The following is a 15,330-nucleotide window of genomic DNA, read 5'->3' as shown; positions in this document are numbered from 1 at the left end:
CGGCTTGCGCCCCCATCATCCCCTACCGCGGCCGCGGCGGCCGCGCGCAGGTCAGCCGTGGTAGTTCGGGGCCTCCACGGTCATCTGGATGTCGTGCGGGTGGGACTCCTTGAGGCCGGCCGCGGTGATCCGGACGAAGCGGCCCTTGGTCTCCATCTCGGCGATGGTCGCCGCGCCCACGTAGCCCATGGTCTGGCGCAGGCCGCCGATCAGCTGGTGCAGCACGGCGGACAGCGGGCCGCGGTAGGGCACCTGGCCCTCGATGCCCTCGGGCACCAGCTTGTCGTCGGAGGCGACCTCGGCCTGGAAGTAGCGGTCCTTGGAGTACGAGCGGCCCTGGCCGCGGGACTGCATCGCGCCGAGCGAGCCCATGCCGCGGTAGGACTTGAACTGCTTGCCGTTGATGAACAGCAGCTCGCCCGGGGACTCCTCGCAGCCGGCCAGCAGGCTGCCGAGCATCACCGTGCTCGCGCCGGCCGCCAGCGCCTTGCCGATGTCGCCGCTGTACTGCAGGCCGCCGTCGCCGATCACCGGCACGCCCGCGTCCGCGCACGCCTGCGCGGCCTCGTAGATCGCGGTGACCTGGGGGACGCCGATGCCGGCGACCACCCGGGTGGTGCAGATCGAGCCGGGGCCGACGCCGACCTTGACGCCGTCCACGCCCGCGTCGATCAGCGCCCGGGCGCCGTCGCGGGTCGCCACGTTGCCGCCGACGACGTCCACGCCGACGCTGGACTTGATCTTGGCCATCCAGTCCAGTGCGTTGCTGTTGTGGCCGTGCGAGGTGTCCACGACCAGGAAGTCCACGCCCGCGCCGACCAGCGCCTGGGCCCGCTCCAGCGCCTCGGGGCTGGCGCCGACCGCCGCGCCGACCACCAGCCGGCCCTCGGCGTCCTTGGCCGCGTGCGGGTACTGCTCGGCCTTGACGAAGTCCTTGACGGTGATCAGGCCCTTGAGCCGGCCCTCGTCGTCGACCAGCGGCAGCTTCTCGATCTTGTGGCGGCGCAGCAGCGCCATCGCGTCCACGCCGGAGATGCCGACCTTGCCGGTGACCAGCGGCATCGGCGTCATCACCTCGCGCACCCGGCGGCCGCGGTCGGACTCGAAGGCCATGTCGCGGTTGGTGACGATGCCCAGCAGTCGCCCGGACTCGTCGGTGACCGGCACACCGCTGATCCGGAACCGCGCGCACAGCGCGTCGGCCTCGGCGAGGGTGGCGTCCGGGCGGACCGTGATCGGGTCGGTGACCATGCCGGACTCCGACCGCTTGACCAGGTCCACCTGGCTGACCTGATCCTCGATCGACAGGTTGCGGTGCAGCACGCCGACGCCGCCCTGGCGGGCCATCGCGATGGCCATCCGCGCCTCGGTGACCTTGTCCATCGCCGCGGACAGCAGCGGGATGTTCACCCGGACGTTGCGGGAGACCAGCGAGGAGGTGTCCACCTGGTTCGGCAGCACGTCGGAGGCGCCCGGCAGGAGCAGGACGTCGTCGTAGGTCAGTCCGAGCGTGGCGAACTTCTCGGCTACTCCGTCGGCGTTGAGCGACATGGCACCTTCCCGAATGGTCTTGCCCGGCGAGTTGTTCAATGGTAGTGGCTGCGCCGGCATTCCCCCGCCACGGCGAAGGGGCCGGGCGGGCGCGGGCAGGTCGGCGCGGGTGCGGGGGCGGCGCGGACCGGTGCGGGCCCGGCGCGGACCGGTGCGGGCCCGGCGCACGTGCGGGCCCGGCGCACGTCGGTGCGAGCCGGGGGAGGCCGGCGCACGTCGGCCGTCGACCGTGGGCCGCAGCCGTAGGCCGGGGGGCTACGCGGTGAGGCCCTCGCCGGCCCGCGCGCCCGCGGTCTCCTCGGCGATCGCCCGCAGCCTGCTCAGCGCGCGGTGCTGCGCCACCCGTACGGCCCCGGGCGACATGCCCAGCACCTGCCCGGTCTCCTCCGCGCTCAGCCCGACCGCGACCCGCAGCAGCACCAGTTCGCGCAGGTGGCCGGGGAGCCGTTCGAGCAGTTTCTTGGCCCAGGCGGCGTCGCTGTTGAGCAGCGCGCGCTCCTCGGGGCCGAGCGAGTCGTCGGGCTTCTCCGGCATCTCGTCGGAGGGCACCGCGGTGCTGCCGGGGCCGCGCATGGCGGCGCGCTGCAGATCGGCGACCTTGTGCGCGGCGATGGAGACCACGAAGGCCTCGAACGGCCGGCCCAGGTCGCGGTAGCGCGGCAGCGCGCACAGCACCGCCAGGCACACCTCCTGCGCGAGGTCGTCGACGAAGTGCCGGGCCTCGCCGGGCAGCCGGGACAGCCGGGTCCTGCAGTAGCGCTCGGCCAGCGGGTGGACGTGCGCCAGCAGGTCGTGCACGGCCCGCTGATCGCCGTCGGCCGCGCGGCGGACGAGAGCACCGATGGGCGAGGTCTCGTCGTCACGCATCCACCCATGGTGCCTCGCCGCGGGACGATCCGCGGCATCGCGGCCGAACTTCTGCATCGAAGCGTTATCCGCGGCGCGGCGCGCCGGTGGTCCGGCCGTCGCCTCCGCGACCCCTGCGGCCCCTGCGGTCTCTGCCGCCTCCACAGCCTCCGCCGTCTCCGCCACGTGCGGCCCCCGCCGATCCCCGAGGAAGTCCATACCTTCAAGCATGCGTCCTCCCCCGGGAAACCGAGGACTCGCGGGCGACGCCGGCCGCACCGCGGGAGTTCACCGGAGTGCTTACCGCACCAGGCCCCAGCGGAAGCCCAGGGCCACCGCGTGGGCCCGGTCCGAGGCGCCGAGCTTCTTGAACAGCCGCCTGGCGTGCGTCTTCACGGTGTCCTCCGACAGGAACAGCTCGCGGCCGATCTCCGCGTTGGACCGGCCGTGGCTCATCCCCTCCAGCACCTGGATCTCGCGCGCGGTCAGGGTGGGCGCGGCACCCATCTCGGCCGAGCGCAGCCGGCGCGGGGCCAGCCGCCAGGTGGGGTCGGCCAGCGCCTGGGTGACGGTGGCCCGCAACTCCGCGCGGGAGGCGTCCTTGTGCAGGTAGCCGCGGGCGCCGGCGGCCACCGCGAGAGCGACGCCGTCCAGGTCCTCGGCGACGGTGAGCATGATGATGCGGGCGCCGGGGTCGGCGGACAGCAGCCGCCGCACCGTTTCCACCCCGCCGAGGCCGGGCATCCGCACGTCCATCAGGATGAGGTCCGAGCGGTCGGCACCCCAGCGGCGGAGCACTTCCTCGCCGTTGGCAGCGGTGGTTACGCGCTCGACACCGGGCACGGTCGCCACCGCGCGGCGCAGGGCCTCTCGGGCGAGCGGGGAGTCGTCACAGACGAGGACGGAAGTCATGACCGCCCCCCGCAGCAGAACCGCGTCACGTTGTGCCTCCAGGCTGTACGAAGTACGAGATCTTCACCGTTGCGGCGGACGGCCTCGGGCGCCTGCCCGATTTCTCCTGCTCCGCCAACCGCTTCCGCCACACTCAACGACCCTCACCCGAAAGAGTTACGGAGCCGGGACGCCACTTTCGGCACTCTACGTGATCATGCGCGTACGAGTCGACTACGCCGCAGGTCAGACGGGTGAGAGGAGAGCAATTTCGAAGGTGCGGCACGGCCCGGAACGCCACTCGGCGTGCGGAGGGTGCTGCCGATCGGGTGTTATGCCGCGCTTTGCACTGTTTGGCGGCTCTTTTCTGTTCCGTGGGCTAATCATCGCTAGATTGGCGATGAGTCATATTTACATCTACTACGACAGTAGATGTACCGTCGGAGACGATCGGAAGATCGGCCCGTCGACCTTCACGCCCGCTTCGAGGGGATGAGCAATGGCAGACTTCTCCCGCCTTCCCGGACCGAACGCCGATCTCTGGGACTGGCAGCTCGTGGCCGCCTGCCGCGGCGTCGACAGCTCGTTGTTCTTCCACCCCGAGGGCGAGCGGGGGGCCGCGCGGAGCGCGCGCGAGACCGCCGCGAAAGAGGTGTGCATGCGGTGCCCGGTCCGCGCGGAGTGCGCGACGCACGCGCTGGCCGTACGCGAGCCGTACGGAGTGTGGGGCGGGCTCACGGAGGACGAGCGCGAGGCGATGATGGGGCGGTCCCGCTCCCGGGATCACGACGTGGCGGAGTACGACGACGCGCCGGAGGTCGACTCCGAGCACGAGGATGCGCGGCACTCGGCGGCCGCCCACAGCCGCTGAAACGTTCCGCCCCGGTCAGCTCCGCGCTGGGCGTCAGCCCGTCTTTCAGGGCGCGGCCCCTGCCGTCAGCTCGACGCCGAGCCTTGACCCAAGGGGCGCGGGGAACTGCTCCCCCAGACTCCGTCCGGGAGGTACCCCCACTAGCCACCGCGCGTCCGCGGTGCGTCACCGTCCCGAAGGGGCTGTTCAAATCGCTCCGGACCACCGGCCCGGTGGTGGGTTGCTCGCGCAGTTCCCCGCGCCCCTGAGGTTGAAGCTCGGTGTCGAGCTGACGGCAGGGGCCGCGCCCCTGAAAGACGGGCTGACGCCCAGCGCGGGGCTGACGGGCAGGGGGCGCGACCGCTACGGGGCAACGCTCAGCGCGAGGCGACCGAGCATCGCGCTGACCGCGGGGACGTGCGCGAGGTCCGGGAGCGTGAGGGCCACCACCTCACGTTCCACCGCGGGGCGGACGTCGAGCACCGCGACGCCCGCCGCCCGCACCGGGCCCAGCGCCAGCTCGGGGAGGACCGCCACGCCGAGCCCCGCCGCGACCAGGCCGACCACGGCCGGCGAGTCGTCCGTGGCGAAATCGATCCGCGGCGTGAAGCCCGCCCGCTCGCAGACCTCCACCAGGTGCCGCCGGCACCGCGGGCAGCCCGCGATCCACTGCTCGTCCGCCAGCTCCTCGATCGCCGTCGGCCCCGACCGCCCGGCCAGCGGGTGGTCCTCGGGCACCACGCCGACCAGCCGGTCGGTGAGCAGCGGGCGGACCACCAGGTCGTCCCAGGACTCCTCGGCCGGCGTCGGCAGGTCGACGTAGCGGAAGGCGAGCGTGATGTCGCAGTCGCCGGCCCTGAGCATGTCGACCGAGTGCGGCGGCTCGGCCTCGACCAGCGAGACCTTGGTGCCCGGGTGGTGCGCGCGCATGTCGGCGACGGCGCGCGGGACCAGCGTGGAGCTGCCGGAGGGGAACGAGCACAGCCGCACCCGTCCGGCCCGCAGCCCGGCGATCGCCGCGATCTCCTCCTCCGCGGCGGTCAGCCCGGCGAGGATGCCCGCGGCGTGCCGCACCAGCGCGTCGCCCGCCTCGGTCAGCCGCATCTCGCGCGGCCCGCGGACCAGCAGCGGCGTGCCGGCGCTGTTCTCCAGCGCCTTCATCTGCTGGCTCACGGCGGGCTGCGTGCAGCCCAGCTCACGGGCCGCGGCGGAGAAGGAGCCGGTACGGGCGACGGCGCGCAGGACGCGCAGGTGGCGGGCCTCGATCATCCCCCCACCATAAGCGCGGCTTGGGGCACGGCGGCGAACCTGCCGCTGGGCTTTGGGAGCGGCGCCACGCCGGCGCTTCGGGAGCGGCGGCACGCCGGCGGCCGGCGACGGCACGCCGGCGGCGGCGCCGCCGGGAAAAACGCGTTGGCGCCGAGGCCGCCGCGTGGTGGGATGCCGGGATGCATCAGGGCCACGTGCGCAGCGTGAACATCGGCCGTCCACGGCCCAATCCGTGGAAGCGGCTGCCGGCGACCGGCATCGACAAGCGCCCGGTGGCCGGGCCGGTGGCCGTGACCGCGCCCGGGCCGAAGGGCGACGGCGCGGTCGGACTGGCCGGCGACCGGGCGTACGACGTGAAGCACCACGGCGGCGCCGACCAGGCGGTCTACGCCTACGCCCGCGAGGACCTCGACCACTGGGAGCGGCAACTGGGCCGCCCGCTGCCCGACGGCGCCTTCGGCGAGAACCTCACCACCACCGGCTACGACCTCAACTCCGCACTGATCGGCGAACGCTGGCGGATCGGCGCCCGGCTGGTCCTCGAAGTCTCCTGCCCGCGCATCCCGTGCGCGACGTTCGCCGGCTGGCTCGGCGAGAAGGGCTGGACGCGGGCCTTCACCCGGGCCGCGCTGCCCGGGCCCTATCTGCGGGTGGTGGAGCCCGGCGAGGTCGCCGCGGGCGACCGGATCGAGGTGGTGTCGCGGCCCGCCGAGCACGCGGTGACCGTCGCGTCGAGCTTCCGCGCGCTGACCACCGAGCCGGAGCTGCTGCCGGCCCTGCTGGAGGTCGCCGCGTTCCCCGCCGCCGACCGCGAGGCGATCCGCCGCCGGCTGACCCGCGGCGCGTGACCGGCGGCGCGGGACGTCGGGGACGGCCTAGGCTGCGCGCATGGATGCCCCGGCCCGCGTGATCTCCGTCAACACCTCGCGCCCGCGCGTCGTTCCGTACACCGACGCCGCGGGCGGCCTCACCGGCATCGGCAAGCGTCCGGTGGCCGGGCCCGTCGAGGTCGCGGCGCCCGGACCGCGCGGCGCCGGCGGCAGCGGGCTGGCCGGCGACGCGGTGTGCGACCTGCGCTTCCACGGCGGGGACGACCAGGCGGTCTACGCCTACGCCCGCGAGGATCTCGACCACTGGCAGCGGCAACTGGGCCGCCCGCTGCCCGACGGCGCCTTCGGCGAGAACCTCACCACCACCGGCTACGACCTCAACTCCGCGCTGATCGGCGAACGCTGGCGGATCGGCGCCCGACTGGTCCTCGAAGTGACCTCGGGGCGCATCCCGTGCCGCACCTTCGTCGGCTGGCTGGACGAGAACGGCGCGGACGCCACCGGCTGGGTGAAGCGGTTCACGCACGCGGCGCGGCCCGGCCCGTTCCTGCGGGTGGTCACACCGGGGCCGGTCGCGGCGGGCGACCCGCTGACCGTGCTGTCCCGCCCCGGCCACGAGGTCAGCGTCGCCTACCTCTTCCGCGCGATGACCACCGCGCCGGAGCTGCTGCCGCGCGCGCTGGAGGCGGCCGGCGACGCGATGAACGCGACCTACGCGGAGGTCATCAGGCACCGCCTGGCCGCACCCGACCCCGCGGGCGCCTGAGCCCGTCCGCGCCCGCGGGCCCCCGCCGCGGCGCCGGGCACGGGACGCCCGCACGGGACGCCGCGCGGGACGCCCTGGACGCGCGTCCGCGGCACCCTAGGCTGGCGCGCATGACGACTTCACTCGTGACGGGTGCGACGGCGGGGATCGGCGCGGCCTTCGCCCGGCGGCTGGCGGCCGACGGGCACGGCCTGGTGCTGGTGGCGCGGGACGCCGAGCGGCTGGCGGACAGCGCGGCGCGGCTGCGCGAGCGGTACCGCGTCGAGGTCGAGACGCTGCCCGCGGACCTCGCGCGGGACGCCGGCGTGGCCGCGGTCGAGGCGCGGCTGCGGGACACCGCGCGGCCGGTCGACGTGCTGGTCAACAACGCCGGCTTCGGCAACCGCGGCACCTATCTGAAGGTCCCGGTCGAGGACGAGGTGCGGATGCTGCGGGTGCACTGCGAGGCGGTGCTGCGGCTCACCTCGGCCGCCGCGGAGACGATGCGCGGCGGAGGCCGCGGCACGGTGATCAACGTCGCGTCGGTCGCGGCGTTCATGCCGCGCGGCACCTACGGCGCGAGCAAGGCGTGGGTGGTGCGCTTCACCGAGAACGCGGCGCGGGAGCTGCGCGGCAGCGGCGTGCGGATGCTCGCGCTGTGCCCGGGGTTCGTCCGCACCGAGTTCCACGCGCGGGCCGGCATGGACGCCTCGCGGCTGCCGTCGTTCGCCTGGCTGGACGCGGACCGGGTGGTCGCCGCGGCGCTGCGCGACCTGGCCCGCGGCCGTACGGTCTCGGTCCCGTCCGCCCGTTACAAGGTCGCCGTCGCGCTGGCCCGGCACCTGCCGACGTCGGTCTTCGGCGCGGCCTCCACCCGCGCGGGCCGCGGCTACGACCCCCGGGGCTGACGTACGGCGCCCGCGCACGGCGACCGCGAACGGCGCCCGCGCACGGCGACCGCGCACGGCGTACGGGTGCGGCGTCCCCGTGCGGCGGCAGGCACCACGGCAGACACCGCGGCAGAGGAGCGCGCACGGCCGAGGCCCGGCCCCCGGGGTGGGGGCCGGGCCTCGGCCGTGGAGCGGTGCGCCGCGCGCCGCGGCGCCGCGGTACTGCCGGACTGCCGTCCTCCGGGAGGAGGGCGGTCGCGTCAGTGGGAGTGGCCGTGGCTGTGGCCCGCGGCCTCCTCGGGCTCCTCTTCCTTCTTCTCGACCACGAGCGTCTCGGTGGTGAGCAGCAGCGAGGCGATCGAGGCCGCGTTCTCCAGCGCGGAGCGGGTGACCTTGACCGGGTCGATGACGCCGGCCTTGACCAGGTCGCCGTACTCGCCGGTGGCCGCGTTGAAGCCGTGGCCCTTGTCCAGCTCGGCCACCTTGGAGGTGATCACGTAGCCTTCGAGGCCGGCGTTCTCGGCGATCCAGCGCAGCGGCTCGGCCGCGGCGCGGCGGACGACCGCGACACCGGTGGCCTCGTCGCCGTCCTTGCCCAGGCCCTCGCCGAGCACCTTGGCCGCGTGCACCAGCGCGGAGCCGCCGCCGGAGACGATGCCCTCCTCGACCGCCGCGCGGGTCGCGGAGATCGCGTCCTCCAGGCGGTGCTTCTTCTCCTTCAGCTCGACCTCGGTGGCCGCGCCGACCTTGATGACGCAGACGCCGCCGGCCAGCTTGGCCAGGCGCTCCTGCAGCTTCTCGCGGTCCCAGTCGGAGTCGGTGGTGGAGATCTCCGCCTTGATCTGGCCGACCCGGCCCTCGATCTCGGCCTTGTCGCCGGCGCCGTCGACGATCGTGGTGTCGTCCTTGGTGACGGTGACCCGGCGGGCGGTGCCCAGCAGGTCCAGGCCGGCCTGGTCGAGCTTGAGGCCGACCTCCTCGGCGATGACGGTCGCGCCGGTCAGCGTGGCGATGTCGCCCAGCATGGCCTTGCGGCGGTCGCCGAAGCCCGGCGCCTTGACCGCGACGGCGTTGAAGGTGCCGCGGATCTTGTTGACCACCAGCGTGGACAGGGCCTCGCCCTCGACGTCCTCGGCGATGATCAGCAGCGGCTTGGAGCCGCCGGCCTGGATGACCTTCTCCAGCAGCGGCAGCAGGTCCTGGATCGAGGAGATCTTGCCCTGGTGGATGAGGATGTACGGGTCGTCGAGGACGGCCTCCATCCGCTCCTGGTCGGTGACGAAGTACGGCGACAGGTAGCCCTTGTCGAACGCCATGCCTTCGGTGAAGTCCAGCTCCAGCCCGAAGGTGTTGGACTCCTCGACGGTGATCACGCCGTCCTTGCCGACCTTGTCCATCGCCTCGGCGATCAGCTCGCCGACCTGCTTGTCCTGGGCGGACAGCGCGGCGACCGCGGCGATGTCCTCCTTGCCCTCGATCGCGCGGGCGGAGGAGAGCAGCTCGTCGGAGACCGCCTTGACGGCGGCGTCGATGCCCTTCTTCAGGGCGGCCGGAGAGGCGCCGGCGGCGACGTTGCGCAGGCCCTCGCGGACCAGCGCCTGGGCCAGCACGGTCGCGGTGGTGGTGCCGTCGCCCGCGATGTCGTTGGTCTTGGTCGCCACCTCCTTGACGAGCTGCGCGCCCAGGTTCTCGTAGGGGTCCTCGATCTCCACCTCGCGGGCGATGGTCACACCGTCGTTGGTGATGGTCGGGGCGCCGAACTTCTTGTCGATGACGACGTTGCGGCCCTTGGGGCCGATCGTCACCTTCACGGTGTCGGCGAGCTTGTTGACGCCGCGCTCCAGGGCGCGACGGGCGTCCTCGTCGAACTTCAGAATCTTGGCCATGCCTGCGAACTACCTCGTCTAATCGTCAGTGGTCGTCGGCTGTCGTGTCGCGGAGGGCGGACGGCGGCCGGCGCGCGTCGTCAAGGACGGTCAACGACACCGCCCCGGGTCCCGGCCTCAAGGACTCGGACTCCCGGGGCGGGATCACGGCTGTGGGTGAAGAAGAGCCGGGGACTACTTCTCGATGATCGCGAGGACGTCGCGAGCCGAGAGGACGAGGTACTCCTCGCCGTTGTACTTCACCTCGGTGCCGCCGTACTTGCTGTAGAGCACGACGTCGCCCACGGCGACGTCGAGAGGCAGCCGGTTGCCGTCCTCGAAGCGGCCCGGGCCCACGGCCAGGACGACGCCCTCCTGGGGCTTCTCCTTGGCGGTGTCCGGGATGACCAGGCCCGAGGCCGTGGTCTGCTCGGCGTCCAGCGGCTGGACCACGATGCGGTCCTCGAGCGGCTTGATGGCAACCTTGGTGCTGGCGGTCGTCACGATCCGACCTCCCCCTTCAAAGGGCTCACGGGAGTGTCTGTCTGGGTCGGCGACCTGGTAGGCCCGTCGTCGCGGGTGCCGGACCTGCCCGTCGCTTCAGTCTGGCACTCAGCGGCGCCGAGTGCCAGGACCGAGACTAGGACGCGCTTAGCACTCGGTCAAGCGGAGTGCCAGAGTCGCGACACGGAGCCGCGCGCAGGACCGCACCCGCGCGGGGCCGGCGCGGGCCTCGCGCCGGGGCTCAGCCGCCGGGCGCGGCGGGCGCGGGCGGGTCCCGGTGGTCGTCGGCGAGGCGGCGGGCGAGGGTGCGGAAGTCGGCGAGCAGCCGGCCGCGTTCGCCGGACCGCACGGCCAGCACCACATGACTCGGCTCGACGCCCTCCAGCGGCACCGAGGTCAGGTCGGGCCGCAGGCCCACCCCGCGCACCCGGGCCGCGATCGCCACCGCCTCGCCGGCCGCGACGACCTCGAACTTGTCCTCCAGCGCGTCGATCACCGGGCCGCCGGGCGCGGGCCGGCCGTCCGGGCGCGGGTCGATCCGCCAGAAGGCGCTCCAGTCCGGGTCGAAGTCCCGTATCCGCGGCAGCGGTTCGTCGGCGATGTCGTCGAGGGTGACCGACTCCCGGCCGGCCAGCCGGTGGTCGAGCGGCACCACGAGCACCCGCGGCTCGGAGTACAGCACCGTGACGTCCAGGCCCTCGGTGGGGAACGGCAGCCGGGTCACCAGCGCGTCGACCCGGCGGTCCCGCAGCGCGGTACGGGCCTCCCGCCAGCTGACGTGCGTGCTCTGGACCTGCGCCTGGGGGTGCCGGCGGCGCAGTTCGCGGACGGCGGGGGTGACGATCAGGCCGGTGGTGTAGCCGATCACGAACCGGCCGGGCTCGGCGGCGGCCCGGGTGGCCGCGGACGCCTGCGCGGCCGCGCGCAGCAGCGCTCTGGCGCGCGGCAGGAAGACCTCGCCGGCCTCGGTGCAGCCGGCTGCCCTGCGGGGTGCGCTCCAGCAGCCGCGCGCCCAGTTGCTCCTCCAGCCGGCGGACCTGCCGGCTCAGCGACGGCTGCGCGACCCGCAGCGCCTGCGCGGCGCGGCCGAAGTGCAGGTGCTCGGCGACGACGGTGAAGTAGCGGACCAGCCGCAGGTCGAGGTCCGCGGCGGGCGGGACGGGTGCCGTCATGCCTCCAGCGTAATCACGGCCCGGCGGGTACGGAGCCGGGCGATGCCGTACGAGCTGGGGTGTTGCCCGATCCGTATTGCGCCGTACGCACCAGGCATTGGACGCGGGACCGGGCGCGTTCCGACGATGGAGGAGACGGCGGCGGGGCCCGGGCGCGGGCTCGGCGCCCGCCTGCCGCGTATCCCGCCCGCATCTTCCGCGAAGGACCGCACCATGCGTGTTTTCGTCACCGGCGGCACCGGTTTCATCGGTTCCGCCCTCGTCCGCGAGCTGCTCGACGCCGGGCACGAGGTTCTCGCGCTGGCGCGCTCCGACGCCGGCGCGAAGGCGCTGACCGAGGCCGGGGCGCGGCCGCACCGCGGGGACCTGGACGACCTCGACGCCCTGCGCGCGGGCGCGGCGTCCGCCGAGGCGGTCGCGCACCTCGCCTACAACCACGACCTGAGCGATTTCGAGGCCACCTTCGCGGCCAACGCGCGCAAGGACCTCACCGCGATCGAGGCGATGGGCGGGGTGCTCGAAGGGTCGGGCCGGCCGCTGGTGATCGCGTCGGGGACGCTGATGGCCGCGCGGATCACCGGGCCCGGGGTGGTGGCCACCGAGGACGTCGTGGCCGACCCGGCGTCGACGGAGCCGCGGATCGCCAGCGAGAACGCGGCGCTGGCTCTGGCGCGGCGCGGGGTGCGCACGTCGATCGCGCGGTTCGCGCCGACCGTGCACGGCACGGGCGACCACGGGTTCATGCCGCGGCTGGTCGCGATCGCCCGCGAGAAGGGGTTCTCGGGGTACGTGGGCGACGGCGCCAACCGCTGGCCCGCGGTGCACCGGCTCGACGCGGCGCGGCTGCTGCGGCTCGCGCTGGAGTCGGCGCCGGCGGGGACGCGGCTGCACGTGGTGGCGGAGGAGGGGGTGGCGTTCCGCGAGATCGCGGAGGCGATCGGGCGGGGCGTCGGCGTGCCGGTCCGGCCCGTCGCCGCGGCCGACGCGGCGGCGCACTTCGGCTTCCTCGGCGCGCTGGTCGGCGTCGACAACCCGACGTCCGGCGCGGCCACCCGCGAGCTGCTCGGCTGGCGCCCCACCCGCCCCACCCTCTTCGCCGACATCGCGGCCTACGCCTCGCGCTAGGAGTCCCGGCCGGGTCCGGTCAGCCGGTGGGCGTGCCGATCCGGTCGCGTTCGAGCACGGAGCGCAGCGTCGCGACGGCGCGGGCGGCGGCCGCGGTCGAGGGGCCGTCGAGCGTGCCGCCGATCAGCGCGGCGAGGCCGTCGGCGAAGGTCCGCGCCGCCGCGTCGACGAGCCGCGAGCCGTCGTCGGTCAGGGCCAGCAGGGAGGACCGCCGGTCGGAGGGGTTGGGCTGCCGGACGACCCATCCCCGGGTCTCCAGGCGGTCCACGCCCTTGCTGGCCGCCCCGACGCCGATGGCGAACTCGGCGGCGACGTCCGCCACCCGGGCGCCGGGACGGTCCCGCAGGAAGCGCAGGCACTCGAACTGCGAGGTGACGATCCCGTGCCGCTCCCGCAGACGGTCGTTGAGGGCGTTGTACAGACGCGTCTCGCACCGGACCAGATCGTCGAAGAAGCCCGGAAGGTCGACCTCGCCACCGCTCGACTTAGATTCCATGGCATATAGTGTAGTGGAAGCTAGTGCCGTGGAAGATATGTGTGCCAGGAGTGCCCCATGAGCAGGGAACAGCGTGCCCGGATCGACGCGATGCTGCGACAGCCACGGCCCGCGGGCCCCCGGCCGGTCGAGGAGCTGCGCGCCGGATTCGCGGCGCTGATGGCGCGGATGACCGTGCCCGACACCATCGACACCACGCGCACGACGCTCGGCGGCCGGCCCGCCCTGCGGGTCGAGCCCGCGCGCGGGCCCCGCGCCGGGACGATCCTGTACTTCCACGGCGGCGGCTTCGTGTTCGGCTCCCCCGAGACCGCCCTGTCGCTGACCGGCCACCTGGTGGCCAGGACCGGCTTCGGGGCGTACTCGCCGGACTACCGGCTCGCCCCCGAGCACCCCTTCCCGGCCGCGATCGAGGACACCCTGAGCGCCTACCGCGCCCTCCTGGACGCCGGCGCGGACCCCTCGGCCGTCGTGTTCGCCGGCGACTCCGCCGGAGGCGGCCTCACCGTCACCACCTGCCTCGCCGCCCGTGACGCCGGCCTCCCCCTGCCCGCCGCCCTCGTGGCGTTCTCCCCGGGCCTCGACGCCACCCGCACGGGCGAGAGCATGGACACCAAGGAAGGCGTCGACCCGGTCTTCACCCGCGAGGCCGTCGAGCACACCGGGGCCATGTACCTCGCCGGAGCCGACCCCCGCCAGCCCCTGCTCAGCCCGGCCGTCCTCGCCGACCTGACCGGCTTTCCGCCCCTGCTGATCCAGGTGGGCACGAACGAGATCCTGCTGGACGACTCCACCCGCCTCGCCGCGCGTGCGCGGGCGGCCGGGGTGGACGTCATCCTGGACGTCACCGCCGACGTGCCGCACGTGTTCCAGGCGTTCGCCGGCGTCCTGGACGAGGCGGACGAGGCACTGGAGCGCGCGGCGCTCTTCCTCGGCCAGCGGGTGCGCGCCGGACGCGCGGCGCGCACGTCGGCGGCGTAGGCCGGGGCACGCCCGGGCCGGGGGCACGCGCGAGTCGGGCACGCCCGGGCCAGGGCACGCCCGGGCCAGGGCACGCGCGGACACCGGGAGAATGGCGGGATGGACGTTGAGGGGTTCGGGCGGCTGTTCACGCCCGAGGGGCAGGCCGTGCTGGAGGAGGTGCGCGACCTGCGCGCCGGGGAGGAGCTCGGCGCGGCCACCCGGCTGCGGCGCACGCACGACGCGGAGCTGGTCGCCGCCGCCCTCACCCAGGCCCTCCTGCGCCGCCGCGCGAGCGCCAAGTTCGGCGCGGACGCGGCCCGCATGTACTTCACGCCGCACGGCGCCGAGCAGGCGACCCGCGCCACCGTGGCCGCCCACCGCGCCGACCGCTTCCGCGCCCTCGGCGTCCGCCGCCTCGCCGACCTCTGCGGCGGCATCGGCGGTGACGCCCTCGCCCTGGCCCGCGCCGGCATCGAGGTCCTCGCGGTCGACCGCGATCCGCTGACCTGCGCGGTGGCCCGTGCCAACGCCGACGCGCTCGGCCTGGCCGACCGCGTCGAGGTGCGCTGCGCCGACGTCGCGGACGTCGACACCGCCGGCTACGACGCCGTGTTCGTGGACCCGGCCCGCCGCACCGCCCGCGGCCGCACCTTCGACCCCGAGGCGTACCAGCCGCCGCTGTCCTGGGCGGTGGCCGCCGCCCGCGCGGTCCGGTACGCCGCGGTGAAGGTCGCCCCCGGCGTCCCGCACGACGCGGTGCCGCACGACGCCGAGGCGGAGTGGGTGTCGGACGGCGGCGACGTGAAGGAGGCCGCGCTGTGGTTCGGCACCGGGCCCGGCTCCGTGCGCGCCACGCTGCTGCCGTCCGGCGCGCACCTGGCCGGCCGGGCCGCCGCCCCCGAGATCCCGCCGGTCCGCGCGCCGGGCCGGTTCCTGTACGAGCCGGACGGCGCGGTGATCCGCGCCCACCTGGTCGGCGAGGTGGCGGCACGGCTGCGCGGCGGGCTGATCGACCCGACCATCGCCTACGTCACCGCGGACGAGCCGCTGCCCACCCCGTACGCCACCGGGTACGAGATCCACGACGTGCTGCCGTTCCACCTCAAGCGGCTCAAGGCGCTGCTGCGCGAACGCGAGGTGGGCACGCTGACGGTGAAGAAGCGGGGCTCGGCGGTGGAGCCGGAGGAGGTCAGGCGGCGGGTCAGGCCGAAGGGCCCGCACGCGGCGACGGTCTTCCTGACCCGGGTCGCGGGCGCGCCGTCGATGCTGATCGGCGGCCCGCTCCAAGGAAGTTGACGCCTCGCCGGTTCCCCGCCCACGGCCGGGCGTCCGA

The 15,330-nt window shown here is 74.5% G+C and carries 14 protein-coding genes and 1 pseudogene; 7 read left to right on the top strand and 8 right to left on the bottom strand.

What is annotated here, in order from left to right; translation table 11 throughout:
- Nucleotides 1-51 precede the first annotated feature (51 nt).
- The 3 genes from guaB to VSR01_RS24465 form a co-directional block, all read right to left on the bottom strand.
- Nucleotides 52-1,551, bottom strand: a complete 1,500-nt coding sequence (gene guaB, locus VSR01_RS24475) for an IMP dehydrogenase (RefSeq protein ID WP_326451285.1) — start codon at nt 1,549-1,551, stop codon at nt 52-54.
- A 255-nt stretch (nt 1,552-1,806) separates the two neighbouring features.
- Nucleotides 1,807-2,418, bottom strand: coding sequence for an RNA polymerase sigma factor ShbA (gene shbA / locus VSR01_RS24470; RefSeq protein ID WP_326451284.1), 612 nt, complete (start codon nt 2,416-2,418; stop codon nt 1,807-1,809).
- Nucleotides 2,419-2,697: 279 nt separating this feature from the next.
- Nucleotides 2,698-3,309 carry a response regulator transcription factor gene (locus VSR01_RS24465; protein WP_003948568.1) on the bottom strand — a complete coding sequence of 204 codons (612 nt, stop codon included), beginning with the start codon at nt 3,307-3,309 and terminating at the stop codon, nt 2,698-2,700.
- Between the two features lie 478 nt (nt 3,310-3,787).
- Between VSR01_RS24465 and VSR01_RS24460 the strand changes: the two genes are divergently transcribed.
- The gene (locus VSR01_RS24460; protein WP_326451283.1) at nt 3,788-4,159 is read left to right on the top strand and encodes a WhiB family transcriptional regulator; all 372 of its coding nucleotides are present in this window, start codon (nt 3,788-3,790) and stop codon (nt 4,157-4,159) included.
- A gap of 342 nt (nt 4,160-4,501) precedes the next feature.
- Here VSR01_RS24460 and VSR01_RS24455 read toward each other — a convergent pair whose 3' ends face one another.
- Nucleotides 4,502-5,407 carry a LysR family transcriptional regulator gene (locus VSR01_RS24455; protein WP_326451282.1) on the bottom strand — a complete coding sequence of 302 codons (906 nt, stop codon included), beginning with the start codon at nt 5,405-5,407 and terminating at the stop codon, nt 4,502-4,504.
- A 179-nt stretch (nt 5,408-5,586) separates the two neighbouring features.
- Here VSR01_RS24455 and VSR01_RS24450 point away from each other — a divergent pair, with 179 nt between their 5' ends.
- The 3 genes from VSR01_RS24450 to VSR01_RS24440 all read left to right on the top strand — a co-directional run bounded on the left by VSR01_RS24450 (nt 5,587) and on the right by VSR01_RS24440 (nt 7,890).
- On the top strand, nt 5,587-6,255 hold the full coding sequence (locus VSR01_RS24450; RefSeq protein WP_326451281.1) for an MOSC domain-containing protein: 669 nt from the start codon (nt 5,587-5,589) through the stop codon (nt 6,253-6,255).
- A gap of 40 nt (nt 6,256-6,295) precedes the next feature.
- Nucleotides 6,296-7,003 (top strand): MOSC domain-containing protein, encoded by a 708-nt coding sequence (locus VSR01_RS24445; protein ID WP_326451280.1) that lies wholly within the window; start codon nt 6,296-6,298, stop codon nt 7,001-7,003.
- 110 nt (nt 7,004-7,113) lie between these two features.
- Nucleotides 7,114-7,890 carry an SDR family NAD(P)-dependent oxidoreductase gene (locus VSR01_RS24440; RefSeq protein WP_326451279.1) on the top strand — a complete coding sequence of 259 codons (777 nt, stop codon included), beginning with the start codon at nt 7,114-7,116 and terminating at the stop codon, nt 7,888-7,890.
- Nucleotides 7,891-8,132: 242 nt separating this feature from the next.
- On the opposite strand, the gene groL is transcribed toward VSR01_RS24440, so the two are convergent.
- The 3 genes and pseudogenes from groL to VSR01_RS24425 all read right to left on the bottom strand — a co-directional run bounded on the left by groL (nt 8,133) and on the right by VSR01_RS24425 (nt 11,413).
- Nucleotides 8,133-9,758 (bottom strand): chaperonin GroEL, encoded by a 1,626-nt coding sequence (gene groL / locus VSR01_RS24435; RefSeq protein WP_326451278.1) that lies wholly within the window; start codon nt 9,756-9,758, stop codon nt 8,133-8,135.
- A gap of 174 nt (nt 9,759-9,932) precedes the next feature.
- Entirely contained in the window at nt 9,933-10,241 is a 309-nt protein-coding gene (gene groES / locus VSR01_RS24430) for a co-chaperone GroES (RefSeq protein ID WP_033177833.1), read from the bottom strand.
- Nucleotides 10,242-10,482: 241 nt separating this feature from the next.
- Nucleotides 10,483-11,413, bottom strand: a pseudogene (locus VSR01_RS24425) (LysR family transcriptional regulator).
- Between the two features lie 213 nt (nt 11,414-11,626).
- On the opposite strand from VSR01_RS24425, the gene VSR01_RS24420 reads away from it, so the two are divergent.
- Complete coding sequence (locus tag VSR01_RS24420; RefSeq protein ID WP_326451277.1) at nt 11,627-12,538, top strand: SDR family oxidoreductase; 912 nt, start codon at nt 11,627-11,629, stop codon at nt 12,536-12,538.
- Nucleotides 12,539-12,557: 19 nt separating this feature from the next.
- On the opposite strand, the gene VSR01_RS24415 is transcribed toward VSR01_RS24420, so the two are convergent.
- The gene (locus tag VSR01_RS24415; protein ID WP_326451276.1) at nt 12,558-13,034 is read right to left on the bottom strand and encodes a MarR family winged helix-turn-helix transcriptional regulator; all 477 of its coding nucleotides are present in this window, start codon (nt 13,032-13,034) and stop codon (nt 12,558-12,560) included.
- A 57-nt stretch (nt 13,035-13,091) separates the two neighbouring features.
- Between VSR01_RS24415 and VSR01_RS24410 the strand changes: the two genes are divergently transcribed.
- Together VSR01_RS24410 and VSR01_RS24405 are read left to right on the top strand one after the other, a co-directional pair.
- Complete coding sequence (locus tag VSR01_RS24410) at nt 13,092-14,015, top strand: alpha/beta hydrolase (protein WP_326451275.1); 924 nt, start codon at nt 13,092-13,094, stop codon at nt 14,013-14,015.
- Between the two features lie 99 nt (nt 14,016-14,114).
- A complete protein-coding gene (locus VSR01_RS24405) occupies nt 14,115-15,293 on the top strand; it encodes a class I SAM-dependent methyltransferase (RefSeq protein ID WP_326451274.1) in 1,179 nt (392 codons plus the stop codon).
- Nucleotides 15,294-15,330: the final 37 nt, after the last annotated feature.

Source organism: Actinacidiphila sp. DG2A-62, assembly GCF_035825295.1.
GTDB lineage: Bacteria > Actinomycetota > Actinomycetes > Streptomycetales > Streptomycetaceae > Actinacidiphila.
Note: the sequence above shows the minus strand (reverse complement) of the source record. Positions and strands in the feature narration are given on the sequence as shown.